This window comes from Nonomuraea sp. NPDC051941, assembly GCF_044593615.1.
Genome location: NZ_JBIUCF010000007.1, coordinates 113,557 through 139,197, shown reverse-complemented (window position 1 = coordinate 139,197; position 25,641 = coordinate 113,557). Strand labels below are relative to the sequence as shown.

The window sequence follows — 25,641 nt, the reverse complement described above, 5'->3', positions numbered from 1 at the left end:
TGCCCCACACCAACCGAGAAGGGGAAATCCCATGCGGATCCTGATCTCCGGCGGCAGCGTCGCCGGCCCCGCCCTGGCCTACTGGCTGCACCGGCACGGCCACGCGCCCACGATCGTGGAGCGGGCCCCGGTCGTCCGCGGCGGCGGCGCCGCCATCGACTTCCGCGGCAGCGCGCTGGAGGTGCTGGAGCGGATGGGCCTGCTGGAGGAGATGCGCCGGCACGAGACGGGGATGACCGGGATGACGCTGGTCGACGACGCCGGCGCGCCCCTGGCCGAGCTGCCCGCCACCGCCATCTCCGGCGACCTGGAGGTGCTCAAGTCCGACGTGACGGCCATCCTGTACGAGGCCACCCGGGACACCACCGACTACCTCTTCGACGACACGATCACGGAGCTCGACCAGGACGGCTCCGGCGTCCACGTGACCTTCGAGCGCGCCGGGTCCCGTACGTTCGACCTGGTGATCGGCGCGGACGGGATGCACTCGACCGTGCGCCGGCTCGCCTTCGGCCCCGAGTCCCGCTACGTCCGCCACCTGGGCATCTACGGCGCGCTGTTCACCACGCCCAACCTGTTCGGCCTCGACCGCACGGGCCTGATGCACAACACCGTCGGCCGCAACGCGCTGGCCTTCGCCGCCCGCGGCAACAGCGAGCTCCGCGTCGGCCTGTCGTTCGGGGCTGACCACCTGGACTACGACCGGCGCGACCGCCGGCAGCAGGAGAAGCTGGTGGCCGAGCACTTCGACGGCGCGGGCTGGGAGGTGCCACGGCTGCTGGAGGCCATGAGCGAGGCCGAGGAGTTCTTCTTCGACTCCTCCGGCCAGGTCGTGATGGACTCGTGGTCGGCCGGCCGGGTGGCGCTGGTGGGCGACGCCGCGTACTGCGCCGCGCCCACCTCCGGCCGCGGCACCTCGCAGGCGTTGATCGGCGCGTACGTGCTGGCCGGCGAGCTGGCGGAGGCCCCGGACCACGCCACCGCCTTCGCCGCGTACGAGGGCCGGCTGCGCGACTACGTCGAGCGCAACCAGTTGCACGGCCGGGCCGCGGCCCGCTGGTTCCTCCAGCCGCCCACCGAGCCCCCGGTCGAGGTGGCCGAGGACGTCGTGCCGCTCAAGGACTACACCGTGGGATGAAGGTCCCGCTCAGTCCATGTCGATGTCGTCGAGATGCCCGAGCAGGCGCGACAGGACCCGGAGGCAGGCGGTGACCTCGGCGTCGGTGAGGTCGCCGCCGATCCGGCGCAGCTCAGCGCGCTCGCGGTCGATCACGGCGGTGATGACGGCCCGCCCCTGCTCGGTCAGCCGGATGAGCGACGACCTCTTGTGCGCCGGGTTGGCCACGAACTCGACCAGCCCTCGCCCGGCCGCATCATTGATCATCCGCTGGACGAACTGGCGGCTCAACGCCTGGGCTCGCCCCATCTGGGGGACGGTCATGGGCCCGTGCTCGCGGAGCAGGTTGAGCACGGCCCGCACCCCCACCGACAGCCCCTCGATGGGCGCGTCCTGCTCCACCTTGCGCTGGGCGCGCCGATAAAGGGGACCCACCAGGTCGAACACCTCGGTGAGCCGGTCGCCCGGCCTGCGGTTCGTGTCGCTCACCTCACCATGATGACACCTAGGTTGTCATCTTCGCCCGAAAATGACACCTTGGTTGTCATGAAGGATCTGTTCTGGCTCGACACCGGCACCGGACGCCCCCTCGTCCTGCTGCACGGCGGCTTCGTCGACCACGGCATGTGGGACGACCAGATTCCCCGCTTCGCCTCGCGCTACCGCGTCATCGCGCCCGACGCCCCCGGCCACGGCCGCTCCGCCAACCCCACCGAGCCGTACCGGCTCACCGACGACCTCGCCGCGCTGCTGCGCCACCTGGACACGGGGCCGGCGGTCCTGGCGGGCGTGTCCATGGGAGCGAGCGTCGCGGTCGACACCGCGCTGGAGCATCCGGACCTGGTCGCCGCCGTGGTCGTCAGCGGCGCCGGCACCGGGGAGCCGTACTTCACCGACCCCTGGACCACCCGGGCCCTGGCCACCTGGCACGCGGCGATGGCCGCCGGCGATCTGGAGGGCTCCGTCGAGGGCTTCATGCTGTTCGCCGCGGGCCCGCACCGCGCCCTCGACGACCTCGACCCCGGCGTCGCCGGCCGCCTGCGCCGGATGGCCAGGGCCACCATGTCCAAGCACACCGCCGGCGAGCCCGACCTGCTCGTCCCGGTCCGCGACACCTGGGAGCGCGTCGCCGGGATCGGCGTTCCCGTGCTGGCCGTCAACGGCGCCCTCGACTCGCCCGACCACATCGGCATGGCCGAACGCCTCGCCCGTACCGTGGCCGACGGGCGGACGATCTCGATCGACGGTGCCGCCCACTACCCCAACATGGAGCGCCCGGACCTCTTCAATGACATCCTCGAGGGCTTCACGTCCGCTGCATGAGATGCCGTTCAGCGCGGGCCGCGGTCAGAGCCAGCCGGCCTCGGAGGCGATGCGGATGGCGTCGATCCGGTTGCGGGCGCCCAGTTTGGCGACCGCCGAGGTCAGGTAGTTGCGGACCGTGCCGTAGGTGAGGAAGAGCCGCTCGGCGATCTCCAAGGGCTGGGCGCCGGTCGCCGACATCCGCAGCACCTCCGTCTCGCGCTGGGTGAGCGGGCTCTCCGGCGCCCGCAACGCGGTCATGGCCAGGGCCGGGTCCACCACCGCGCCTCCGGCGGCGACCGTCCGGATGGCGGCGACGAGGTCGCCGGGCCTGATGTCCTTGGGGACGAACCCGGCGACCCTCGCATCGAGCGCACGGCGCAGCTCGCCCGGCTTGCTCAGCGCGGTCAGGATGAGGACCCGGCAGTCGGGCAGCCGGTCGTTCAGCTCGGTGGCGGCCGTGATGCCGTCCATCCCCGGCAGGTCGATGTCGATCACCGCGACGTCCGGCCGGTGACGCTCCGCCGCCGCCACGATCTCCGCCCCGCTGGACACCTGGGCCACCACGTCGATGCCGTCGTGGAGGTGGAGCAGCTCCACGAGCGCCTCGCGCAGGAGGAGCATGTCCTCCGCGAGGAGAACGCGGACCACGCTCATGTGCGCAATCCGGCTCGCCGCGTCGTCACGATCACTCAGCTTAGAGGCCCCGTTTCACAGTGTCTCCTCCTCGGCCTCGCCCGCGGCGGCGACCAGGTGGACGAGCCGCTCCACCTCGGCAGCGGTCGTGTGCGGGTTGAGCAGGGTGAGCTTGAGCCGAACGCGGCCCGGCCCCGCTCCCGGGAGCTCGGTACGGCCGACGACGGCGCGTCCCTCGTGGAGCAGGCGGCGGCGCAGCCCGGCGTTCACCCGGTCCGCCAGGGCGGAGTCCGCCGGGAGATACCGGAAGAGGAACGCCGTCAGCACCGGGTCGGCGTGCAGTTCCAGCCGGGGATGGACGCGGACGGCCGCCGCTCCCGCCCGCGCCAGATCGTGGCAGGTGTCCACGAGGCGGCCCAGACCGTCCCTGCCGAAGGTCGCCAGCGTGACGGCGATCTTGAAGCCGTCGGGGCGGCGGGTGGTGCGCAGCGAATGCCCGAGCAGGCTGGTGTAGCCGGCTTCCTCGTCGTCGGCCGGGTTGAGATAGGCCGCGCGCCGCTCCAGCGACTCGTACGTCTCGGCCCGCCGTACCAGGAAGACGCCCGCGGCGACGGGCTGCCAGCCCAGCTTGTGCCAGTCCAGGGACACCGAGTCAGCCCGCTCGATGCCCGCCAGCAGCGGAGCCAGCCGGTCGGACAGCAGGGCGCCACCGCCGTAGGCGGCGTCCACGTGTAGCCAGGCCCCGTGCTCGGCGGCCAGCGCCGCGCAGGCTTCCAGCGGGTCGATCGCGCCCGTGTCGGTGGTGCCGGCCGTGGCGACCACGGCCATCGGCAGCTCGCCCCGCCGCACGCACTCCCGCAGCGCGGCGGCCAGCTCCTCCGGCCGCATCCGCAGCTCGCCGTCCACAGGGATGGTCACGACCGCGTCCTCGCCCAGGCCCAGCAGGGCCGCGGCGCGCCGTGTCGAGAAGTGGGCGGCGGCGGAGGCGAAGATCCGCGCCCGCGGCGCGTTCGCCGGCAGGCCGCTCCGCTCGATCCGGTGGCCGGTCGCGTGACCCAGCACCCGGTCCCTGGCCAGCATCAGGCCCATGAAGTTGGACTCGGTGCCGCCGGAGGTGAGCACACCCGCGGCCGAGTCCGGGTAGCCCACCAATGCGGCCAGCTCACCCAGCAGGAGGGTCTCCAGGGCGGTGGTCGCGGGGGCCTGGTCCCAGGAGTCCTGCGACGGGTTGAGCGCGGAGATCGCCAGGTCGGCGGCCACGGCGACGGCGAGCGGCGGGCAGTGCAGGTGCGCGGCGCAGGCCGGGTCGGCCGGGTCGGCGCTGCCGGCGGCCACCAGCTCGGTGAACCGGCGCAGGGCGTCACCGCCCGGCCCGGCGAAGCCCTGGGCGACTCCCGCGAAGAGCTCGCCGGGCGTACCGGCGGGGATCGGCCCGCCGCGCCGTGCCGCGCCTTCCGAGAGGGCGGTCAGCACCGTGCGCAGCAGAGGTTCCAGGGCGGCGGCGCCGGAGACGCCGCCGGACAGGTCGGGCACGACGGTCGGATGCGAAGACATGCGGGCTCCGGACGGGATGGACGAATGGACCGCGGTCGTACGGTTTCTCCTCCTCGAACGCTACTGGGACGGCCGGCTCGCCTCCTGGGCGGCCTGGGTGGTGTCGGCCGGATCCGTGCGGAACTCGGCAAGCACCTCGAACCTGCCACCGGGGCGGTGCCCCGCCGTCAGCCGCCCGCCGGTCCGCGACGCGATGCTGTCGAGCCCGGTCCCCCGCTTCCCCGGCCGTTCGGTGGCGCCGTCGTTGACCAGCCGCAGCCGTACGGACCCCGCCGCCTCCGACACGGTGATCTCGCAGGTGCGGGCCCGGCTGTGGCGCAGGACGTTGGTGACGCCCTCACGGAGCACGGCGGCCAGCGCGGTGTCGGCCTCCGCCGCCAGCGGGCCCGTCCCGACGCTCGTCACCACCTCGATGCCGGCGCTCGCCAGCACCTCGCGGGCCGCGTCGACCTCGGTACGGAGCCGCAGCTCGACCCGGTCCCCGGCGATGGAGCCGAGCTCCGCCACCGCACGTTCGACCAGCGACCCGAGCGCGGCGATCTCGGACCTGGCCCGGGAGGGGTCGGTGTCCAGCAGGCGTTCGGCCACCTCGCCCTTCAGCGCGACCGCCGACAGGCTGAAGCCCAGCACGTCGTGCAGGTCACCGGCGACGCGCGCCCGTTCGCGGCGGACCGCCGCCTCGGCGAGCTCGTGCCGCATCCGCTCGAGCACGGTGAGGAGCCCGCTCAGCCGTCCGAGGCAGTACACCAGCCACATGATCATGATGTGGCCGCCGAACTGGGAGAGCGCCGCGGCGACGTCGTCGACGAACAGGGCGCCGCTGTCCACGGAGTGGAGGAGCCAGGTGAGGTGCCCGGCCAGGACGAGCCCGGTCATCGCCCAGGAGAGCGGCGGCCGTACGTTGAGCAGCAGCCTGCCCGTGAAGACGCTCAGCAAGCGGTCCCAGGCCTCGGGGAAGACGGCCAGCGGCAGCAGGATCAGCAGGCTCTGCGCGATCAGCGCCGCCCGCGACGGCGGGAGCACCTGGAGGATGACGACGGCGGCCAGCAGGGCCGCCGCGAGGGCGAAGGCCGGCCAGTCGTAGGGGTTGGAGGGCGCCATGACCCTCAGGACGAGCACGCACTGGATGAGCAGGACCGCGAGCAGCACGTGCCGGGCCAGGCGCGGCGACTCGATCGGGGGCGGGGCCTCCTGAGGAGCGGCGGCACGGTAGGCGCCGGCCGTGGCCCGCACCTCCGCCAGCGTGCGCCGCGCGAGCTCGACCCCTTCCCGGAGGTCGCGCCGGGCGAGTTCGGCATCTCCCCCGGGGTCGCGCCGGGCGGGTTCGACGCCTTCCCGGAGGTCGCTCCGAGCGTCCCCGGGCTCCTCCTGGGCCGCCTTCCGCATCCGGAACGCGATCGCCCGCAGCTTTCCGCCGAGGACGCCGCGTAACTCTCCGTCCAGCCGCAGGCGCTCCTTGGCCAGGGCCACCCGGGCCAGCTCCTCCCGGGTGCCGTGCACCTGCTCGACGGCCCGGACCAGCGCGGACAGGCCGAACACGATGAGACCGTCGTCCGCCGTGATGATCATGTACCCGAGGAGGGCCTGGATCTCCTCCCCGGGATAGGCGTCGTACCCGAGCACGAGGACGGACGCGCCGGCCGCGGCCACGACGAGGACGAACAGCGGCCAGGCGGCCCGCCGGGGAAGAGCGCACAGGACGGCGGCGGCCACGGTCCACGGCACCCAGTCCCAGGACTCGCCGACGACCGGGAACGGCAGGAAGTAGAGCAGCACCACGGCCGCGAGGAGCGCGTACCGGACGGCCGGGCTCCAGCGCCGCACCGCCAGCGCGACCAGCGGCGGGTACGACGCCATCGGGAGCAGCACCCCGAGCGGGCCGGCGCCGCTGTCCAGCCCGGCGAGCGCGCGGATGGCGAACAGGATGCCGAACGAGGCCCACAGCATGGCTCGGGCCAGCCGGAGCGGAAGATCGTCCGCGGTCCGCGCCACCCGGCCCCTCCTCGTGAACCGTGCAAAATGCATACCCGGCCGAGTACAGCGACACTATCAGCGGCTATGCCCCCGATGTCACGATCCCTCTGCGCCGAGATCACTCCGGCGGCCGGGCTCGTCCGAGCCCTCCGAGCACTGTGGAGACATCATGCTGAACCGACTGGCACCGGCCGTGGTCTCGGCCGTGGCCGTACTGGGCCTGGCCGGCGCGCCGAGCGCGTCCGCCGCGACACCGACCACCGCGCGGGCCGCCGCCCAGCTCCAGAACGCGCCCGCCGCGGCACCGATCACCGCGCGGACCGCCGTCCAGGTGCGGAGCGCGCCCGCCGACGTCCTCGCGCCCGGCCCCTTCCACCGGCAGCTCGACCCGCTGGTCGGCACCTGGAAAGCGGTCAAAACCAACTACCTCCTCGGCGGCGGCAAGCCGATCGTCTCCCGCGACATCACGGTCACGACGCGGTGGATCGCCAAGACCGGCGGCCGCTTCCTGGAGGAGCGGACCGAGGGGACCCTGGGCGGCAACCCCTACTACCGCCTGGGCGTCCTCGGCTTCTCCACCATCGACCGGCGCTACGAGTGGACGACCTTCGACAGCGTCACCCCCACCGCGATGACCTACCGCGGGCCCGCGCTCACCAAGCGCACCGACAAGCTGTCGCTGCCCGGCACGTTCACCGACCCCGGCGTGCTCGGCCCCGAGTACGTCGGGAAGACCATCCCGATGCGGACCGTGATCACCATCAGGTCGAACGACAAGCACACCTTCGACCTGTACTTCACGCCTCCCGGCCAGTCCGAACGGCTGGTGGACCATGTCGTCTACACCCGCAAGGCCGGCTAGGAGGATCCCAGCGCGACGGGCCAGATCACCAGAAGGTATGACTCGCCGGGGCGGTTGGACAGCCGTTCCCCCCGCCGGGCGCGGCCGTGGACCTGCAGGCCGTAGCGACCCGCGCCCTGGAACGTCAGGTTGGGCGGGCGCTCGCCGTCGGTGTGCATCCCCTCGATCTGCATGATCCCCGTCGTCGTGACGAACTCGATCTCCTCCACCTGCTCCCACCGGCTCACCGGCAGGCGGGCCGCCGCGGGATCCCACCGCACGTGCACGCCCACCCGCCCATGGCGCTTGAGCGTGCGGATGACCAGCAGGTCGGGCACGGCCGCCACCAGGCCGCCGGGCAGCTCAGGCTCGACGACCGGCTCCCGGTACGGGTTGCCGATGCGTAAGCCGTGCTCCGAGGCGAGGGCCGTCCCGCGCACGGGGGTGGGCGGCGGGACGGGCCTGGCACGAGCGACGCGCCCGGGCTCCCGCTCCGCCCGCGTGACGCGCCCGGGCTCCTGCGACGGGAGGTCGAGATGCCGGGCCCGTTCCCGGAGATCGCGGGACTTGCCGGGCAGCCCCAGCTCCTCGGCGACCCCCACCCCGAGCCGGCGCCGGGCCTCGTCCCCGTCGCCCACCCCGAGCGCATGGGCGGGATCGTCAGCGTCGCCGGGCACGCCGACTCCGTCGACCGGCTCGCCGCGCGGGGGCTGGCGGTGGCCCACCGCGGCGGTCACCTGCGCATGTCCCCGCACTTCTACGCCTCGGACGCCGACGTCGACCGGCTGCTCGCCGAGCTGAAAACCCTCTGACGGGAGAGCACATGCCGAAGAGCTACACAACCCGCTGGGAGTCGTCGGTGCTCGCCGGAGCCGACGGTGTCCCCGACGCGCTCATCTCCGGTACGAGCTACGTCGTCCCCGGCTCGGGGCGGCGGCCCGTGGTGTTCCTGTTCAACGGCGGTCCCGGCGCTTCGTCGTCGCCGCTGCACATGTCGGCGTTCGGCCCCCAGCGCTTCGAGACGGTCCCGGCGGAGACCGGGCGGCGGCGGATCGTCGTGCCCAACCCCCTGTCGATCATCGACGTCGCCGACCTGGTCTTCGTCGATCCCGTCGGCACCGGGTTCAGCCGGGTGCTGCGGGAGGGCGGCGCGGCGCCGTACATGACCGTGCACGGCGACGTGGCGGCGATGCGGCACTTCATCCGCGACTGGCTGGCCCGCCACGACCGCCGGGACTGCCCCGTCTACCTCGTCGGCGAGAGCTACGGCGGCCACCGGCTGGCCACGCTCTGCGCGGAGGTCGGCGACATCGACGTGGCGGGGCTCGTCTTCGTCTCGCCGCTGCTGGACGCGACGGCGTCCACCCCCGCGCCCGGCAACGACCTGCCGCACGTGCTCGAACTGCCCACGATGGCGGTCGCCGCCTGGGCGCACGGCCGCGCGTCGGCCGGCGCGCCGGACGCCGCGACGGTGTTCGACCGGGCCCAGGAGTTCGCGCAGTCGCGTTTCCTGACCGCGCTGCACCTCGGCTCGGCGCTCCCCCAGGACGAGCGCGCCGCCGTCGCCGAGCGGGTCGCCGAGCTCATCGGGCTGCCCGTCGGGCAGGTGCTGGCCGCGGACCTGCGCGTCGGCAGCGAGGACTTCCTGCGTACGCTGCTCGCCGACCGGGACGAGCTGGTCGGCCGGCTCGACACCAGGGTGACCGGCCCGATGCCGCCCCCGCCCGAGGACGACCGGCCGCTCGCGGCCGACGACCCGGCGTTCGGCATCGGCAGGTCCAACGTCATCCTCTCCGAGGAGCTGGCCGACTATCTCAGGCGCGAGGCCGGGGCGACCGACGAGGGCACCTACGTCTCGCTCTCCCTGGAGCTCAACTTCGCCTTCGACTGGCGCGGCGAGCACCCCAAGGCCGACTTCTACCGCAACCCCACCAAGCACGTCGCGCAGCTCCTGCGCGAGCGCCCCGGCATCCGCGTGCTCGTGACCGGTGGCTATTTCGACCTGGCCACGCCCCTGGCCGCGAGCACGCACGCGATCCGGCACGCCGGGGTGCCGGCGTCGAACGTCCACGTGCTGCCGCTCGTGGCGGGGCACTCCCTCGGCGACGGCGAGTCGCTGGAAACCGCCGTCTCCGCCGTACGCGCGCTCCTCGCCCCTCAAGGACAGGCCCGATGACCCTCCCCACGCTCTCCCTCACCCTGTCGCCGCGCGCCGAAGGCATCGACGTCGAATACGTCCTGCAGTCGCCATCTGTCCCGGCGGGCCAGGCGGTCTGCCGCCTGCCGGGTGTCGTCGTCGGCATCCCCGGCGTCACCCTGCGCACCGCCGACCTGCGCGTCACCGACGACCTCGGCGAGCTCCCGATCAGCGAGGAGGCCGAGCCGCCCACGTCGAGCTGGGCGTATCGCCGGTGGTGCGCCACGCGTGACAGCGTCGGCGACGTCAAGGTGGCCTACTTCGCACCGGTACGCGCCGTGGACGCCACCACCAGGAACGGCCCGCTGTTCGACCTGCGCGCCGAGGCGGGTGGGGTGCACGGGGCGGGCATCTCGTTCCTGGCGCTGCCCGACACCACCCACGACTACGCCATCACCCTGCGCTGGGCCGGCCAGGGCGTCTCCAGTTTCGGCGAGGGCGACGTCGAGCTGACGGGCACCGCGGAGAAGCTGGCGTTCAGCTACTACTTCGCCGGACCGATAACGAAATATCCGGACTCGGGGCCGTTCGCGATGTACTGGCTGAGCGAGCCCGCCTTCGACACCGTCGCCGTGGCCACCCAGATCGAGCGTATCTACCGGGCGATGTGCGACTTCTTCCGCGAACCCGAGCCCGGGCACCGGGTCTTCGTCCGCAAGAACCCCTACCGGGGCAACGGCGGCACCGCGCTGCACCGCTCGTTCATGTTCGGCTGGAGCGAGGCCGAGTCACCGGCCGCAGAAGACCTCACCTCGCTGCTCGCGCACGAGACCGCGCACAACTGGCCGCACCTCGACGGCGAGCACGGCGACGTCAGCTGGTACACCGAGGGCACCGCCGAGCACTACTCGATCGTGCTGCCCCACCGCGCCGGGCTCATCGACGACGACGCGTTCCTCCGCCTGATCAACGACCGCGCCCGGAGCTACTACACCAATCCCCTCCAGACGCTGAGCAACCGGGCGGCCGCCGAGCGGTTCTGGAAGGACCAGCGGGCGCAGCGCGTCCCGTACGGGCGCGGCCTGTTCTACTTCCTCGGCCTCGACGCCAAGCTCCGCGCGGCCGGGCGCCAGCCCCTCGACGAGCTCGTGCTCACCGTGCTCGACCGGAAGCGGGCCGGGGAGAAGGTCGGCGTGCCCGAGTGGATCGACCTGGCGGTCGCCGAGCTGGGCGAGCAGGCCAGGCGCGACTTCGCGGCGCTGGAGGCGGGCGAGTGGATGGTCCCCGCCTCCGACGCCCTCGGGCCCCGCTTCCGGCGCGAGGGCGTCCGCGACCACGTCGCGGAGGTCGGGTTCGACCTCGGCAGCATGGAGACCGGCGTCGTCGCGGGGCTGGTGGCCGGATCGGCCGCCGACCGGGCGGGCATGCGTGAAGGTGACCGCATCCTGGCCGGTCCCAGCGGCTCCGACCTGGCCAAGGGCTCACCCGCCGAGGTCACGTTCACGCTCGAGCGCGGCTCGCGGCGGTTGGAGGTGTCGTACGAGCCGCGCGGCGCCGAGGTCGCCTCCTACCGCTGGGTGCCGGCGTAGCCGTCGTGGAGGTACCGGCCGCGGAGCTCTGAGATCAGCTCCTCGTCCACGCCGAGCCGGTCGGTGACATAACGCCGAACGGAGCCGTGAGACGCCGCCAGGTCGGCCAGGAAGAGCCGCATGATCTCGGCGGGGGCTCTGCCGTACCCGGGCCACTTCAGCTCGCGGCCCGGGTGCGCCACCCGCCAGTCGGCGGTCAGCCGGTCGGTGGCCAGCTCGGTCAGCGCGAAATCCCGCACGATGTCGTCTTCCGGCACCTCCAGCAGGGCCAGCACCAGCGCGGCCACCAGCCCGGTCCTGTCCTTGCCGGAGGCGCAGTGGAACACCAGCGGCTCGTCCGCCGAGGCGATGACCTCCAGGGCCTGCCGTATCTCCACGACCCCGTCGAGGGCGACCTCGGCGTAGCGGTCGGCCAGGAAGCGCCACGGGTCGGCGTCCGGATCGATCTCCGCCTGGTCGTAGGGCCGGTGCTCGATGCTGAGGTTGTGATAGGCGACCCCGTCGTGGTGCGGCACCCGCCCCCTGGCCTCGATCTCCCAGGGATAGCGCAGGTCGATCACCGTACGGACGCCCAAGCCCAGGAAGCGGTCCCAGTCCTCGCCGCGCAGCTTGGCCAGCGAATCGGATCTGAACAGCCGCCCCCACCGCACCACGCTCCCGTCGGCGGCCCGGTAGCCGCCGAGATCCCGGAAGTTGTGCAGCCGCTCGAACGCGATATGTCTTCTCACGCGGTCACACTACGCCCGCCCCAGGCCCGCGTAGTGCTCGGCGATCTCGTCGCTGGTCGTCAGCCATACGCCGTCGTGGCCGGCGACGTACTCCAGCGCCTGGTCCAGGTACTTCGCCCGGAACGCCTGGCCGATGACGAACGGGTGCAGCGCCAGCGCCATGACCCGCCCGCTCTCGGCGGACTCCGCGTAGACCTGGTCGAACTGGTCCTTGACCAGCTGCACGAAGTCGCCGCCGCTCCTGCCGTGCATCGTGAAGATGCCCAGGTCGTTGAGTTCGAGCGAGTACGGCACGCTCAGCATCCCCGGGACGTTCAGCCGGTACGGCTGATCGTCGTTCGTCCAGTCGAGCACGTAACCCAGGCCGAGCTCGGCGAGCAGGGACGGCGTCCGGAACGTCTCGGTGAGCGCGGGGCCCAGCCAGCCGCGCGGCCGCCGCCCGGTGGCCTTCTCGATGGTCTCGACCACCTCGGTCAGGTAGGCACGCTCGTCGCCGACGTCGACCTGGAGCGTGGAGTTGTTCTTGCCGTGGGCCAGCCACGCCCAGTCGCGGGCGTTGCCCGCCTCGACGATCTGGGGGTACCGCTCGCACACGTCGGCGTTGAGCAGCACGCTCGCCCGGATCCCGTACCGGTCGAGGACCTCCATCACGCGCCAGATCGCCACCCGCGGCCCGTAGTCGCGCCAGCCGTAGTTCAGCGGGTCCGGCACGAGTGCCGCGGTCGCCTCGTTGATGCTGGTGGAGGGGCGGTCGACGGTGAAGTGCTCCACGTTCAGGCCGACGTAGAAGGCGACGCGGGCACCGCCCGGCCAGCGGATCGGCTCGCGCCCGACGATCGGGCTGTAGTCGAACAGCGTGTTCTCCATCATGTTCCTCCCGCAAGGGCCCCTGAAGGGGCTGTCTGCCCATGAAGGTAGAAATTGCGGGAGTCCGTCAGGAGGGCCGAAGGCGTCGTGGGGTGGGCCGAAGGCGCCACTTCCGCTGGGAGTTCATGGTGAGCAGCACGACGGGGGACGACACCGCGAAGGGCACCGTCTCGCCCCACCTGACCCGCCTGCTGGTCAGGGCGGGCATCGCGGCGGGGCTGGACCGGTCGAGCCTCGCCGGCGTGCCCGGCCTCTCCGTCCTGGACGAGGACGGGATCCGCATCCCCACCGCCACCATCCTGCGGGTCTGGGAGCTGGTCTCCGGCCTGGCGTGGGAGACGGGCGGCAGCAACCGGGTCATGGAGCTGTGGCGGCCGGGCGGGCTGGGCGTGTGGGACTACCTGTTCGCCGTCTCCGGCACCCTCGGCGACGCCTTCCAGGTGGCCTCCCGCCGCCTCACGGCCATCGCCGACCCCGCCGACCGGCTCGTCGTCACCCGCGACGACGACGGCGGGGTGACGGTCAGCTGGCAGGGGCCCTACCGCGACCACCCGGACTACCCGATGATCGCGGAGTTCGCGACGTACATGATGCTCGTCATGGCGAGCTCGGGCGCCGGACGGCGGATCACGCCCGTACGCGTCCACCTGCCGCACCGCTCGCCCGCCGCGCCCAGGCAGCTGATGGAGCTCTTCGGCACCAGGCGCGTCGAGTTCGAGACCGGCGAGCCGTCGATCACGTTCGCCCGGGCCGACATGGAGGCCCCGCTGCCGCGTGCCGACCCCGCGCTCGCCGCGATCCTGGACGACCACGCGCGGCTGTCCGTCATGGCCGCCCGGCCGGTGCTGGGCTGGCTCGACCGCTTCCACGCCGTGCTCGAGTCCGCGGTCGCCGGCGGCCCGCCGGGCCTCGACCAGGTGGCCGCGCGGCTGGCCATGAGCCCCCGGACCCTCCAGCGCCGCCTGCGCGACGAGGGCACCAGCTGGCGGGAGGAGCTGGAGAGGCTGCGCCGGCGGCGGGTGGACCGCCTGCTGCGGGAGACCACGCTCAGCGTGGAGTCCATCGCCGCGCGGGTCGGCTTCACCGACTCGCGGGCGCTGCGGCGGGCCATCCACCGCTGGTACGGCCACGGCCCCGCCGTCATCCGGGCCGGCGGCCCCACGTAGCCCGCTCCGCGCGGACGGCCGGAGATGACCGGCGTCCCTGATCAACGGCTCGGGCCAATGGACAACGTCACCGTCTGGCTGGTCATCGACGGGCCCCGTAGTCAGGGATCGCTGGCAGACGTCCAGCAGCGCGAGAGGAGAGCGAACGTGAGATCACCTTCGAGGCTGCGCCGTGCGGCGGTCGTCCTGGCCGTGAGCGGCGCGGTCGTCACGAGCGGGTTGACCGCCGGCGCGGCCCGCGCCGACATCGACCCGTTCGGAGGGTTCGACCCCGGCTCCGGATTCCTGCCGTCGGACGACTCCGGCGGCTTCAACATTCCCGGCCTCCCCGGCATCCCGAGCATTCCCGGTATCGGGGACACCGGATCCGGGCCCGCCCAGGGCTCCGGCGACGGCAGCCCTTCCTTGTCCTTGGAGGAGCCTGAGAGCGGCGGGGACACGCCCACCGGCACGGGCGACCAGCCGGGTCCGGCCACTCCGAAGACGTTCCCGAAGACCAGCGGGGGTTCCAAGCTTCCCGCCTGGCTCGAACGGGTTCTGGAGCGTGGCGCGAACGCCGCCATCGACCGGTACATCGTCGGCCGGCCGGGAAGCGGCCAGCCGCAGCGTCCCTCCCAGGGCTCCCCGGCACCGGCGCAGCGGGGCACACCGGGCCAACCGGCCCAGCAGGCTCCCCAGGCCCGGCAGGACTCCTACGGCCGCCAAGGCTCGTACGGCCAGGAGGGCTCGTACGGACGGCAGGGCTCCTACGGCCAGGACGGTTCGTACGGGCGGCAGGGCTCGTACGGGCGGCAGGTCATGCGGTTGCGGCCGAGCCTGCAGCGGCAGACCTGCCGCGTCCCCGCCTACGTCCGCCTGTACGGGACGACGGCCCGCACGGGCAAGTTCACCCCGAGGTTCTACATCGGCGGCGACAACCTCGGCAAAACACTCGTCCTCGGCGGCAACACCTACCTGGCACCCTTCGGCGACAAGCTCGCGAAGAGCAGCACGGCCGAGTACGCCTTCCTGTCCGAGTCGGGCGACGAGCTCCTCAACCGGCAGCCCACGGTCGCCGGGAACACCGTCCTGGAGGACCGCACCAGGTACGCCGCCTCCTTCCTGACCAGGGGCGTCCGGTACATCGTGATCGTCCGGTACGTGAACACCTGCGGCGAGCCGGTCGTCGACATCCTCGGCAAGGTCAAGGTGGGCTGACGATGAGACTCATAAGCCCGCGCCGCCTGCTGCCCGTCCTCGCCGCGCTCGCGGTGATCACCGGAAGCGGAGCCGTGGCGACCGGCCCGGCCCGCGCCGACGTCATCGACCTGTGGTCGGACCCGGAGGAGCCCAGCTGGTACGAGGACCTCTATGACGATGACACGGAGGACGAGCCCGCGATCGAGGAGGAGGAAGAGAACCAGCGGCCCTCCCCCGGACCGACCCCCCTGAGGCCGCCCGACCCCGCGACGGCCGACAAGGAGTTCCACCTGGCCGTGGACACCGCGCTGGACCTGCTGGAGCGCCGCCCCCGCTGCAACAGCTTCGTCACCGGTCTGGACAGCCCCGGCGGCGAGAGCGCCCTGTCGATCCTGCGGGCGATCTGGAAGGCGCCCAGGCTGTTCGACCTGTACTCCAAGCACGGCACGCCCGCGCCGGACGGGCGCCTGCCGTACGCGGAGTCGACGACGGGCCGCGGCTCGGCCGGAACGATCTACCTCTACCAGGAGTGGCACCAGTCGAAGCCGCAACCGGTGCAGTACAACAACGACGACGGCGGCAGGCCGCTCGACCCCGACGAGTGGCGCACGCTGATCCTGCTCCACGAGCTCGCGCACCTCACCGGCGCCATGGCGAGCCACCGGACCGAGGCGGGGAACACGAAGAACACCTACACGATGAACGAAGGCATCGTCCTGACCTGCCTGCGGGGCAAGGGCAGAGGGTAGGAAGCCGGACGCCTGGCGGGGAGCGGACGCGCCCCCGCCAGGCGCTTCGCCGCACGTGCAGTCCGCCGGCCGTGTGCCCACGAATAGGGGGCGACACTTCACGGCAGGGGGCACGATGACACACGACGGCACCACGACACGTGGGCGGCGGGAGCGGCCGGTGCCGCCCGGCCCGCTCCAGGACTTCGCCCAAGGATTGCGCGACCTCCGGGGGGCGGCGGGCAATCCGAGTTACCGGGCGATGGAGCGCAAAGCGGGTTACTCGGCCTCCGCGCTGTCCGCGGCGGCGGCGGGCGACCGGCTGCCGAGCCTGGCGGTCACGCAGGCGTACGTCGGCGCGTGCGGTGGCGATCAGGACGAATGGACCCGTACCTGGCACACGATCAAAGCGAGGCTGGACACCACGACGTCGCCGCCGCCGGCCCGTCCGCGCCGCCGCTCGGCGCTGCTCTGGCTGGCCCTGGTGGCGCTCGGGCTGATCGCCCTGGTCACGGCCGGCACGCTCCCCAAGAACCTCATGGCGGCGACCGGGCCCGACCTCGCCTTCACGGCGGTCGCCGCCCCGAGCTGCCCGCGCGACGACACCCGCGGCACACCGGGCACGGGCTGCGGGAACACCTTCCAATGGCGGTTCACCACCGGACTGCGCGGCCGGCACCAATGCTTCGTGGACGTCTCCGTGGGCAACCCTCCCCTCCCCACCCGGCAGGTCCGGTACACGATCAAGGACGGCTTCGGCGACGACGCTCGCACCGTCGCCGAATTCACCCTCGACCAGCACACCCGCCAGGGCACCTGGGTCCCCGTCGACACCTCGGACGGCCTGGTCACGGTGGAGATCGCGGACCCGGCAGGCGCGCAGTCCACGGCGGCCGGCCCGGTCCGCCTCTCGTGCCGGCGAGCCTGACGAATAATTCGGTGCGTCGCGGTAATCCAGGGGCGTCCGGAGGGACTACTGGGTGTGGATGATCCCGAGGAACGATTCACAGACCTCTACGACCGGCACTACCCCAGCGTCCTGGGCTACGCCCTGCTGCGGGCCGAGCGCGACCTGGCCGAGGACGTCTCCAGCGAGACGTTCCTGGTGGCGTGGCGGCGGCTCGACGACCTGCCGGAGCCGCCGCTGCCGTGGCTGCTCGGGGTGGCGCGCAACCTGCTGGCCAAGCAGCGCGACTCGCGCCACCGGCGGCAGGCCCTGGTCGACCGGATCGTGGCCCTGACCACCCCGCGCGACCAGGTGGCCTGGGACGTGGCCGAGCACGTCATCGACAGGGAGACCGCGCTGGCCGCGCTGTCGGCCCTGCCGGAGCACGACGTGGAGGCCATGATCTTCGCCACCTGGTACGGCCTGCCGCCCGAGCAGGCGGCCTCCGTCGTGGGTTGCTCGGTCCGTACGTACAACGTCCGGCTCCACCGTGCGCGCAAGCGCCTCACCCTGGCCCTCCGCCTGGGCGGCGCGAGCCCGGCCCGCAGCCTCGACTCCTGACCACACCCTTGGAGGACCCCTCATGACCGACCGAATCTTCGCCGAGCTCAAGCCCGACGGGCTGGACGAGCTGGCCGAGGACGGCTACCGGCGGCGCCGCTCGGCCGACCTGGCCCGCGCCTTCGCCACGCCGCGCGTCAAGCGGCGCTCGCGGTGGCCGCTCCTGCTGGTAGCGAGTACGGCGGCGGCCGGGCTCGCGGCCGCCACCGTGGTCGTCGCCTCCGGCGGGACCCCGACCCCCAAGACGCCAAACCCGGCAGTCGCGGCCAAGCCGCTGACCGCCCGCTCCTTCCTGCTCGCGGCGGCCTCGACGGCGATGCGAGAGCCGGCCGAGTCCGGCCGCTACTGGTACCTCCGGGAGCGCACGTTCGCGAAGGTGCACAACGTGCCGGGCGACTACGAGGCCAAGCTCAATGCCCTGCTCAAGGCGCAGAAGGACAAGGAGGCGGGGCTCAAGGGCGCCCCGGAGCGGCTGGCCGCCGCGAAGAAGGAGTTCGACCGCAAGGTCGTGGAGCTGAAGACCAACGGGGTCGCCGAGCTGCCGTACACGGCCTTCACCGCCGACACCCGTGAGACCTGGCGGCCGATGAAGGCGGGCGAGACCGGCCGCAGCGTGAGCAACCAGGACGTCGAGGTCACCTTCGGCTCCCCGCAGGACGAGGCCGACTGGCGGGCGGCCGGCTCCCCCGAGATGGCCGAGAAGAAGCCCAAGACCTACGACGACGCCACCGAGCGGATCCTGTCGATCGACAACCCGAGCCTGAACCTGCGCAACCTCGCGGACCTGCCCACCGGCGAGGACGCGTTGCGCCGCCGCCTGGACGACCTCTGGAAGCGCAGCCCGAACAGCGCGGACATCGGCAAGGCCGGCTACCTCTGGCAGACCGCCGTGGACCTGATGACGGCGCCGCTCCAGCCGGGCACCCGCTCGGCCCTGTTCCGCGTGCTGGCCGACCAGCCGTCCGTGACGCTGGAGGGCAACACCTCGGACGCGCTGGGGCGTACCGGGGTCGCCCTCTCGACGCCGACGGCGCGCGAGCTCACGGTGCGGCTGGTCGTGGACGAGCAGTCGGCGGAGCTGCTGCAGTACGAGCTGGCCGAGAAGGGCAAGCTCCTGCTGCGGGTGGCGCTGGAGGACATGGGCTGGTCCGACGAGCTCGGCAGGCGTCCGGCCGGCTGAGGACCCGGCCGGACACCTGTCGCTGCCCCGGGGGGCTCAGCGGCGCCAGATCACCGCGGAGGGGGTGCCGGCGTCGACGGTGACGTCACCGTTCCAGGTGAGGAAGGACGGCTGCGGCAGGTAGTCCTGCCCCAGGAAGAAGCCGCGCTTGATGCCGGTGACGTGCACGACGGCGCCGTTGTCGGTGCCGACCACGACGCGGTTGGCGGTGATCTCCTGGATGTCGTCGGCCGTCGTGCCGGGCGGCAGCTCCACCGTGGTCGCGGCCGGGTCGTCCCGCTGGATGGACCAGGTCGGCTCCACGTGGTTCGAGAGGTAGACGGTGGCGCCGCTCTTGAGGCGTACACCGAGCGAGACGCCGACCCACGACGAGCCGGTGTTGGGCCGGTCGGTCGTCTTCTTGAGCACCGCGTACAGGTAGTTGCGCTGGTCGCTGACCTCCGGCGTGGCAGGCGTCGTGCCGGAGGCGGCCTCGATCTTGCCCTCCCGGATCATCTCCTTGGACATGATCTGGTAGGTCCAGGAGTTGGTGTCCATCATGTACTCGCGGGCCTCGGCGGCCGGCCGGGTCTGCAGCGCCGACAGGAAGAACCGCATCGGGTCGGTGACCTTGTCGCACATGTTGTTGTTGTTCGTGCAGGTCTCCAGCTGGGCGTGGTCGCCCTCGTACGTGCCGGCGAACTGCAGCGTCTGGTGGTTGGCGGCCTGGTAGGTGTCGCTGCCGGCGACCCGGTTGCCGCGCTCGTCGACCTCCACCGCGTAGACCCACTCGATGTCGGTGGTCCGGCCCCAGCGCGCCATCAGCGCCGGCGTGTTGGTCCCGCCGTCCTCGTTGCTCCACACGACGGAGTACGTGAGCTTCGTCCGGCCCGGCGCCGACCCGGGACCGACCTCGTGCCAGGCGATGAGCGGCGTGTCGGTCGTCGCGTTCTGGTACGGGGTGCCGAGCTCGGAGAGGTTGCGGCCGTAGACGATCGGGGCGTAGCGCAGCGCCAGGTACTCGGCGCTGCCCGGCGCGTACGTCGTCACCTTCACCCGGTCGAGCAGGACGGACGTGCTCACCGCGGCGGATCGGTCACCGGCGAAGCGCAGCCGCAGCACGTGCGGCCCCTGCCGCACCGAGCCCAGCGCGAGCTGCCGGGGCAGCCGCTGGTCTCCGGAGACGACGAGGTCGGTGGCGTAGCGGTTGTCGACGTAGACCGACACGACGGCCGACTCGCCGCCCTTCACGGCCCAGTCCGTGCCGGGCGCGGCGGCGTTCAGGTCGACGACCGCCTCGCCGGCCCGCTTCACGAGGAACGGGACCCGTACGTCGGAGTGGTCGCGGCGAACCTGGATCGGGCGGTCGTGATCGGCCTGCGCCACGGCGGGTGCGGCGAGCATGGCCGCCGTGGCGAAGGCCGCGGCCGCGGCGGTGAGCAATGGGACGACTCGCATCAGAGTTTCCTCCGTGGGGGATTGCACCGCGAACCCGCGGTCAAAGAGATTGTCAGACCTGTCGGCCAACGCCGAGAGAGCAATCGCTGAAAATCAGGACAACGCCCCAGATCTCCGGCATATCCGACCCCGAGGCGGACGTCTACGAACGCGAAGGCGGCTCCGGGCAGGGCTGACCGGACGAAAATCCAGCACGAAACTCGTGCTCCCGCACAATCCGGCCCACCACCCAGGCCGGGTACGGTGCGCCCATGGACACCCATGACCTCGTGCTGAGCGGCGCCCGGGTCCTCGACCCGGAGACCGGTCTCGACGCCGTCGCCCACGTAGGCGTGACCGGCGGCGTGATCTCGGCCGTCTCGACGCGGCCGCTGTCCGGCCGCGAGCACCTCGACGTCTCCGGGCTCGCGATCGCGCCCGGCTGGATCGACCTGCACAGTCACTCCCACACCGTCGCCGGGCACCGGCTGCAGGCGCTCGACGGCGTCACCACCGTGCTCGACCTGGAGGCGGGGATCAGCCCCGTGGCGGAGGCGTACGACACGGCCGCGGCGGAAGGGCGCCCGCTCAACTACGGCTTCTCCGCCTCCTGGGGCATGGCCAGGATGGCCGCGGTCGGCGGGATGCCGCACGGCGGAGGGCTGGCCGCCGCGCTCGGCGCCATCGGCAGCCCGGCGTGGCAGGCGGAGGCGAGCCGGGAGCAGCTCCAGGCGCTGCTCGGGCTGATCGAGGCCGACCTCGCCGACGGGGCCCTCGGGATCGGCCTGCTGATCGGGTACGCGCCCAGGGTGGACCCCCAGGAGTACGTCGCGGTCGCCGGGCTCGCCGCCAAGGCGGGCACGCCCACCTACACCCACGCCCGCGACCTGGTCGAGCAGACTCCTGACCTGCCGATCGACGGCGCCGAGGAGATCGTCATGGCGGCCGTCGAAACGGGCGCCCACATGCACTACTGCCACGTCAACAGCACGTCGCTGCGCCAGCTCGACCGGGTGCTGGCGCTGGTGGAGCGGGTGCGGGCCGAGGGCGCGCGGGTGACCACCGAGGCGTACCCCTACGGCGCGGGGATGACCGGCATCGGCGCCGCCTTCCTCGCCCCCGAGGCGCTGCCCGCCTCCGGCATCGGGCCTGAGTCCATCGTCTACGTCCCCACGGGAGAGCGGGTCGCCGACGCCGACATGCTCCGCCGGCTGCGCGCCGCCGACCCGGGCGGGCTCGCGGTCATCCACTTCTTCGACGAGGACGACCCCGCCGACCTGGCCTTCGTCGACCGGGCGCTGCTCAGCCCCGGCACCGTCGTGGGCTCCGACGCCATGCCGCTGACCTGGGTGGGCGGGCCGCCCGAGCCGCTGGCCTGGCCGCTGCCGCCGTCCGCCGTCACGCATCCCCGTACGGCGGGGACCTTCTCGCGCGTGCTGCGCCGCCACGTCAGGGAGACGGGCCGCCTCACGCTGCTGGAGGCGGTGGCCCGTTGCAGCCTGCTGCCCGCCCGGGTACTGGAGGACGCCGTACCCGCCATGCGGCGCAAGGGCAGGATCCAGCCGGGCTGCGACGCCGACCTGGTCGTCTTCGACCCGGAGACGGTCGGGGACCGGGCCACCTACGCCCGCAGCACCACGCCCTCGGCCGGTTACGCGCACGTGCTGGTCGGCGGCCGGTTCGTGGTGCGGTCGGGAGAGCTCCTCCTCGACGCGCTGCCCGGCCGTCCCATCAGGCGCTGAGCCCTCAGCCGGCCTCCCCCGGCAGCAAGCGGAGTTCGAGCGCGGCAGCTGGGGATTCCCTGCGCGACATCGAGGCGCCGCGCCGGGTGCGCTTCGTCATGCAGGACGGCAAGGTGCGAATGAATTCCGATTAAACAAAAAATGTTCCAACGGTGAACAGACGATTCCCGACATCGTTTTAATAACCGATTGACTCGGGTTATCTTCTCGACCGAAACCCCTATAAGGTTAGCCCCGGCGCGCGGGCGGACGCGGCAGTCCGCGGCGATATATGAGGTCGAGGGGACACTGGTGGGCGACGATACTCTCCGTGAAGAACAGGCGATAAGCCGGGCCACCGACCACCTGGTTCAGGTTTACGCGGGCACTCACTCGACGGAGCACGTCAGAGCCGTTATGCAGGCCGCCCGTAAGCGTTTCGACGGCTTTCCCATCAGGGATTTCGTCCCCATTCTGGTGGAACGCATCGCGCACGGAGAGTTGGCGGCGGAGGCGCGGGCCGACGAGGTCGTGGACATTGAAGTTCCGGAGACGGCCGACGATGTCCCCGATTCACCGGAAATTCACTCGCCGGAAAACGATCGGCCATCCCCGCAGCCGTCCTCCCTCATTCGCAGTAAGGGATTTCTTTCACTCGTCGCGGCGGCGGTCGTCGTGGCCGCCGCCGTCGTCGTGGTGGTGAACGTCAGCCAGGACGACCCCCCGCCACCTCCCCCGCTCACGATCGTGCGCGGCGTGATCGGCTCCGAGAAGAAGGCGTTCTTCGAGGATCCGCGCGTGCAGCAGGCCCTCGCCGGCCAGGGCCTGAAGGTCGAGGTCGAGTCGGCGGGCTCGCGCCAGATCGCCACCTCGATCAACCTCGATCGGTACGACTTCGCGTTCCCGTCGAGCGCGCCCGCGGGCGAGTCGATCCAGCGCACGCGTCACGTCAGCACGAAATACACGCCGTTCTCCTCGCCGATGGCGATCGCGACGTTCCAGCCGATCGTGGACGTGCTGACCAAGGCAGGCGTGGTGAAGAAGGGGCCCGTCCCGACCTTCAGCGTCGACCGCTACCTCGGGCTCGTCACGTCGGGCACGAAGTGGGCCCAGCTCTCGCGCAACTCCGCCTATCCCGTCGACAAGAACGTCCTGGTCTCCACGACGGACCCGCGCACGTCGAATTCCGCGGCCATGTACCTGGCGACGGCCGGCTACGTCGCGAACGGCAACGCGGTCGTGCACGGCACCACCGCCGAGAAGAGCGTGCTGCCCCTGATGACCAAGCTCTTCACCAGCCAGGGCTACACCGACAACACCTCCGAGGGCCCGTTCAACGAATACCTGACGGTGGGCATGGGCCCGACCCCGATGGTCTGGATCTACGAGGCGCAGTACGTGGACGCCGCCGCGCGGGGCCGGCTCAAGCCCGGGATGGTGCTGATGTACCCGTCGCCGACCGTGCTGTCCCAGCACACGCTGGTGCCGCTCACCCCGACGGGCGACCGGATCGGACGCCTGCTGAGCACCGATCCGGAGCTGCAGGGGCTCGCCGCCGAGCACGGGCTCCGCTCGGGCGACGCCACCCGGTTCGCCAAGGTCGCCGCCGATCACAACGTGCCCGTCCCGAAGGACCTCATCGACGTGGTCGACATCCCTTCGTACGACACGCTTGAGCACCTGCTCGACGGCGTCGCCAAGTCGTACGGCTAGAGCCTCAGCGCTCGCGCGGGGCGTCGTTCAGGATGTCGAACGCCTGGCGGGCCAGGCCCCGCGCCGACTCCAGCGTGCGCTCTTCCTCGGGCAGCGTGTGGAAGGCCAGGACGGTGGCGCGCAGCGCGGCCACGCAGGCGCGGGCGAGCACGGAGGCGCGCAGCGACAGCGCCCGCTCGTCCTGCCCGCCGCCCGGGTCGCCCAGCCGGTCATGCAGGGCGGCCGTCAGGCCGTCCTCCAGCTCCAGCAGCACCGGCTGCGCGGTCCTGGCCGGGTGGGAGAACACCTGGCCGGGCAGGCCGCTGAACAGCAGGGCCACCCCGGTGCCGCGCACGGCGGCGAGGTGGAACAGCGCGTTGCGGACGGCGAGGTAGGGCCCCTCCTCCGCGGGCCTGCCCCGCACCAGCCGCGCGAACTCGGGGAACAGCTCGAGGATCTCCCCCAGGATCAGGTCTTCCTTGGACGGGAAGTAGCGGAAGAAGGTCCGCTCGGTCACCCCGACGGCGTCGGCGATGTCGCGCACCGTGGTCTCGGCGTATCCCCGCTCCTCGAACATGCGCGTCGCGGCCTCCTGCAAGGCCTGCCTCGTCGCCCTCTTGTGCAGCTCGCGCCGTCCGGCAGTGACCATGACCGCATTGTGCCACGCCTCCGGAAACCTAACCCTCGAGAAAGTGTCAGGACTGACAGATTCTCATCTAAAGTGTCAGCCATGACACTTTTACCGAAGAGCGTCCTCCTCCTCTCAGGAGCGCTGACCCTGTTCGCCACGGGGGTGACCGCGACCAGCACGCGGGCCGCGACCGACGACCGCCCCAACGTCGTCATGATCCTGGCCGACGACCTGGACGACCGGACCACTCCGTACTGGGACGCCATGCCCAAGACCAAGGCGCTGTTACAGCAGACCGGCCTGACGTTCACGAACTCCTTCGTCACCACGCCGATCTGCTGCGCCGCCCGCGCCTCGATCCTGACCGGCAAGTACGGCCACAACAGCCACGTCCTGACGAACTTCGGGGAGTTCGGCGGGTTCGCGGCGTTCGAGGCCAACGGCAACGAGGACAGGACGTTCGTCAAATACCTGCACGACGCCGGCTACCGCACCGGCATGGCCGGCAAGTACCTCAACGGCCTCGAGGACTCCCCCGAGCACATCCCGCCCGGCTGGGACGACTGGAACGCCGGCGTCACCCAGACGCTCTACACCGGCTACAACTACACCCTCAACGAGAACGGCACGATGGTGCAGTACGGCGACCAGCCGTCGGACTACCAGGTGGACGTCGTCGCGGCCAAGTCCAACGCCTTCATCAAGGAGTCCTCGGCCGGCGGCAAGCCCTTCTTCTGGTACGCCGCCTCCACCGCGCCGCACCTGCCCATGCCGCCCCCGCCCAGGTACGCGGACAAGCGCTTCGGCCCCACGCCTCACCTGGCCAACTTCCAGGAGAAGGACGTCAGCGACAAGCCCACCTGGCTGAAGCAGAGCAAGACGGTCCGCTCGGCGCTCGTCGCCGCCACCAACGACCGCGACTACCGCAACCGCATGGGCACCCTGCTCGCTCTGGACGACATGGTGGCCGGCATCGTCAAGACGCTGAAGGAGACCGGCGAGTACGACAACACGTACCTGATCTTCGCCAGCGACAACGGCTACAACCTGGGCGCCCACCGGCTGGTCCAGAAGATGGCGCCGTACGAGGAGTCCACCCGGGTGCCGCTGGTCGTCTCCGGTCCCCACGTCAAGCGCGGCGTCACCACCGCGATGGCCACCTCCATCGACTACGGGCCCACCATCCTCGACCTGGCCGGGGTGCCGATCCCCGGCGACGTGGACGGGGCCTCGCTCGTCCCGCTGTTCGGCGGCCGCACCCCCGGCGGCTGGCGCACCGACTTCTTCGGCCAGTACGCCGGCGACGGCGTCACCGACCGGGACGGGATCTTCCAGGAGTACACGCCGGGCGACACCAAGGAGGTCTACCTGATCGACGTACCGTCCTGGAGCTCGCTCCGCACCGAGCGCTACGTCTACACCCGGTGGTACGACTTGGAACGTTCCGCGGCCAAGCGTGAATACGAGCTCTACGACCTGGCCACGGACCCGTACGAGCTGCACAACCTGCTGGCCACGGCGAAAGGCCGCGAGCGGCACGCCGGCCTCGTGGCCCGCCTGAACAAGCGCATGGCCGAACTGGGCTCCTGCCAGGGCGCCACCTGCCGCACCTCCGGCTGACCTCACGCCTCCGCTTCACCTTCCCCCGGGAGGTGGAGCGGAGCTGTTTCACCGTA

The 25,641-nt window shown here is 72.0% G+C and carries 24 protein-coding genes; 15 read left to right on the top strand and 9 right to left on the bottom strand.

Translation table 11 applies throughout. From position 1 onward, the window contains the following. Nucleotides 1-31 precede the first annotated feature (31 nt). A complete protein-coding gene (locus tag ACIHFD_RS14930) occupies nt 32-1,138 on the top strand; it encodes an FAD-dependent monooxygenase (RefSeq protein WP_397367343.1) in 1,107 nt (368 codons plus the stop codon). 9 nt (nt 1,139-1,147) lie between these two features. Here the strand turns inward: ACIHFD_RS14930 and ACIHFD_RS14925 are convergent, their stop codons facing one another. Next, nucleotides 1,148-1,606: a MarR family winged helix-turn-helix transcriptional regulator gene (locus ACIHFD_RS14925; protein WP_397367342.1), complete on the bottom strand. Its 459-nt coding sequence runs from the start codon at nt 1,604-1,606 to the stop codon at nt 1,148-1,150. A gap of 57 nt (nt 1,607-1,663) precedes the next feature. Between ACIHFD_RS14925 and ACIHFD_RS14920 the strand changes: the two genes are divergently transcribed. Beyond that, nucleotides 1,664-2,440 (top strand): alpha/beta fold hydrolase, encoded by a 777-nt coding sequence (locus ACIHFD_RS14920; RefSeq protein ID WP_397367341.1) that lies wholly within the window; start codon nt 1,664-1,666, stop codon nt 2,438-2,440. Between the two features lie 24 nt (nt 2,441-2,464). On the opposite strand, the gene ACIHFD_RS14915 is transcribed toward ACIHFD_RS14920, so the two are convergent. From ACIHFD_RS14915 to ACIHFD_RS14905, 3 genes are read right to left on the bottom strand one after another with little or no spacing between them, the layout of a single operon-like run. Further along, nucleotides 2,465-3,070, bottom strand: a complete 606-nt coding sequence (locus ACIHFD_RS14915; protein ID WP_397367474.1) for a DNA-binding response regulator — start codon at nt 3,068-3,070, stop codon at nt 2,465-2,467. A gap of 60 nt (nt 3,071-3,130) precedes the next feature. Next, on the bottom strand, nt 3,131-4,609 hold the full coding sequence (locus ACIHFD_RS14910; RefSeq protein ID WP_397367340.1) for a pyridoxal phosphate-dependent decarboxylase family protein: 1,479 nt from the start codon (nt 4,607-4,609) through the stop codon (nt 3,131-3,133). Nucleotides 4,610-4,669: 60 nt separating this feature from the next. Next, nucleotides 4,670-6,601 (bottom strand): sensor histidine kinase, encoded by a 1,932-nt coding sequence (locus ACIHFD_RS14905; protein WP_397367339.1) that lies wholly within the window; start codon nt 6,599-6,601, stop codon nt 4,670-4,672. A gap of 151 nt (nt 6,602-6,752) precedes the next feature. Between ACIHFD_RS14905 and ACIHFD_RS14900 the strand changes: the two genes are divergently transcribed. Further along, complete coding sequence (locus ACIHFD_RS14900) at nt 6,753-7,445, top strand: DUF1579 family protein (RefSeq protein ID WP_397367338.1); 693 nt, start codon at nt 6,753-6,755, stop codon at nt 7,443-7,445. Here the strand turns inward: ACIHFD_RS14900 and ACIHFD_RS14895 are convergent. Then, nucleotides 7,442-8,101, bottom strand: a complete 660-nt coding sequence (locus ACIHFD_RS14895; protein ID WP_397367336.1) for a hypothetical protein — start codon at nt 8,099-8,101, stop codon at nt 7,442-7,444. The two genes, ACIHFD_RS14900 and ACIHFD_RS14895, sit on opposite strands and share 4 nt — an antisense overlap. Here ACIHFD_RS14895 and ACIHFD_RS14890 point away from each other — a divergent pair. The 3 genes from ACIHFD_RS14890 to ACIHFD_RS14880 are packed head-to-tail and all read left to right on the top strand — an operon-like array spanning nt 8,072 to nt 11,150. Then, nucleotides 8,072-8,236 carry a hypothetical protein gene (locus tag ACIHFD_RS14890; RefSeq protein ID WP_397367334.1) on the top strand — a complete coding sequence of 55 codons (165 nt, stop codon included), beginning with the start codon at nt 8,072-8,074 and terminating at the stop codon, nt 8,234-8,236. The two genes, ACIHFD_RS14895 and ACIHFD_RS14890, sit on opposite strands and share 30 nt — an antisense overlap. Before the next feature lie 11 nt (nt 8,237-8,247). Further along, a complete protein-coding gene (locus ACIHFD_RS14885; protein WP_397367333.1) occupies nt 8,248-9,600 on the top strand; it encodes a hypothetical protein in 1,353 nt (450 codons plus the stop codon). Beyond that, on the top strand, nt 9,597-11,150 hold the full coding sequence (locus tag ACIHFD_RS14880; RefSeq protein ID WP_397367332.1) for a hypothetical protein: 1,554 nt from the start codon (nt 9,597-9,599) through the stop codon (nt 11,148-11,150). Before ACIHFD_RS14885 ends, ACIHFD_RS14880 begins: the two co-directional genes overlap by 4 nt. Here the strand turns inward: ACIHFD_RS14880 and ACIHFD_RS14875 are convergent. Both ACIHFD_RS14875 and ACIHFD_RS14870 read right to left on the bottom strand, forming a co-directional pair. Continuing rightward, nucleotides 11,129-11,878: a tyrosine-protein phosphatase gene (locus ACIHFD_RS14875; RefSeq protein ID WP_397367331.1), complete on the bottom strand. Its 750-nt coding sequence runs from the start codon at nt 11,876-11,878 to the stop codon at nt 11,129-11,131. The two genes, ACIHFD_RS14880 and ACIHFD_RS14875, sit on opposite strands and share 22 nt — an antisense overlap. Nucleotides 11,879-11,887: 9 nt before the next feature. Further along, nucleotides 11,888-12,748, bottom strand: a complete 861-nt coding sequence (locus ACIHFD_RS14870) for a polysaccharide deacetylase family protein (RefSeq protein ID WP_397367330.1) — start codon at nt 12,746-12,748, stop codon at nt 11,888-11,890. Nucleotides 12,749-12,837: 89 nt separating this feature from the next. Here ACIHFD_RS14870 and ACIHFD_RS14865 point away from each other — a divergent pair, with 89 nt between their 5' ends. From ACIHFD_RS14865 to ACIHFD_RS14840, 6 genes are all read left to right on the top strand, one after another. Then, nucleotides 12,838-13,911 carry an AraC family transcriptional regulator ligand-binding domain-containing protein gene (locus ACIHFD_RS14865; protein WP_397367329.1) on the top strand — a complete coding sequence of 358 codons (1,074 nt, stop codon included), beginning with the start codon at nt 12,838-12,840 and terminating at the stop codon, nt 13,909-13,911. 147 nt (nt 13,912-14,058) lie between these two features. Continuing rightward, the gene (locus ACIHFD_RS14860) at nt 14,059-15,108 is read left to right on the top strand and encodes a hypothetical protein (RefSeq protein WP_397367328.1); all 1,050 of its coding nucleotides are present in this window, start codon (nt 14,059-14,061) and stop codon (nt 15,106-15,108) included. A gap of 2 nt (nt 15,109-15,110) precedes the next feature. Beyond that, nucleotides 15,111-15,839 carry a hypothetical protein gene (locus ACIHFD_RS14855; RefSeq protein ID WP_397367327.1) on the top strand — a complete coding sequence of 243 codons (729 nt, stop codon included), beginning with the start codon at nt 15,111-15,113 and terminating at the stop codon, nt 15,837-15,839. Nucleotides 15,840-15,954: 115 nt separating this feature from the next. After that, a complete protein-coding gene (locus ACIHFD_RS14850) occupies nt 15,955-16,746 on the top strand; it encodes a helix-turn-helix domain-containing protein (RefSeq protein ID WP_397367326.1) in 792 nt (263 codons plus the stop codon). 54 nt (nt 16,747-16,800) lie between these two features. Next, nucleotides 16,801-17,325 carry an RNA polymerase sigma factor gene (locus ACIHFD_RS14845; protein WP_397367325.1) on the top strand — a complete coding sequence of 175 codons (525 nt, stop codon included), beginning with the start codon at nt 16,801-16,803 and terminating at the stop codon, nt 17,323-17,325. 22 nt (nt 17,326-17,347) lie between these two features. After that, entirely contained in the window at nt 17,348-18,505 is a 1,158-nt protein-coding gene (locus tag ACIHFD_RS14840; protein ID WP_397367324.1) for a hypothetical protein, read from the top strand. A 36-nt stretch (nt 18,506-18,541) separates the two neighbouring features. Here the strand turns inward: ACIHFD_RS14840 and ACIHFD_RS14835 are convergent, their stop codons facing one another. Beyond that, nucleotides 18,542-19,942: a hypothetical protein gene (locus tag ACIHFD_RS14835; RefSeq protein WP_397367323.1), complete on the bottom strand. Its 1,401-nt coding sequence runs from the start codon at nt 19,940-19,942 to the stop codon at nt 18,542-18,544. Between the two features lie 251 nt (nt 19,943-20,193). Between ACIHFD_RS14835 and ACIHFD_RS14830 the strand changes: the two genes are divergently transcribed. Further along, on the top strand, nt 20,194-21,663 hold the full coding sequence (locus ACIHFD_RS14830; protein ID WP_397367321.1) for an amidohydrolase family protein: 1,470 nt from the start codon (nt 20,194-20,196) through the stop codon (nt 21,661-21,663). 291 nt (nt 21,664-21,954) lie between these two features. Continuing rightward, nucleotides 21,955-23,355 carry a three-helix bundle dimerization domain-containing protein gene (locus ACIHFD_RS14825; protein ID WP_397367320.1) on the top strand — a complete coding sequence of 467 codons (1,401 nt, stop codon included), beginning with the start codon at nt 21,955-21,957 and terminating at the stop codon, nt 23,353-23,355. A 4-nt stretch (nt 23,356-23,359) separates the two neighbouring features. Here ACIHFD_RS14825 and ACIHFD_RS14820 read toward each other — a convergent pair whose 3' ends face one another. Beyond that, nucleotides 23,360-23,983, bottom strand: coding sequence for a TetR/AcrR family transcriptional regulator (locus tag ACIHFD_RS14820; protein WP_397367319.1), 624 nt, complete (start codon nt 23,981-23,983; stop codon nt 23,360-23,362). Between the two features lie 81 nt (nt 23,984-24,064). Between ACIHFD_RS14820 and ACIHFD_RS14815 the strand changes: the two genes are divergently transcribed. After that, a complete protein-coding gene (locus ACIHFD_RS14815; protein WP_397367318.1) occupies nt 24,065-25,585 on the top strand; it encodes a sulfatase in 1,521 nt (506 codons plus the stop codon). The last annotated feature ends 56 nt before the right edge of the window (nt 25,586-25,641 follow it).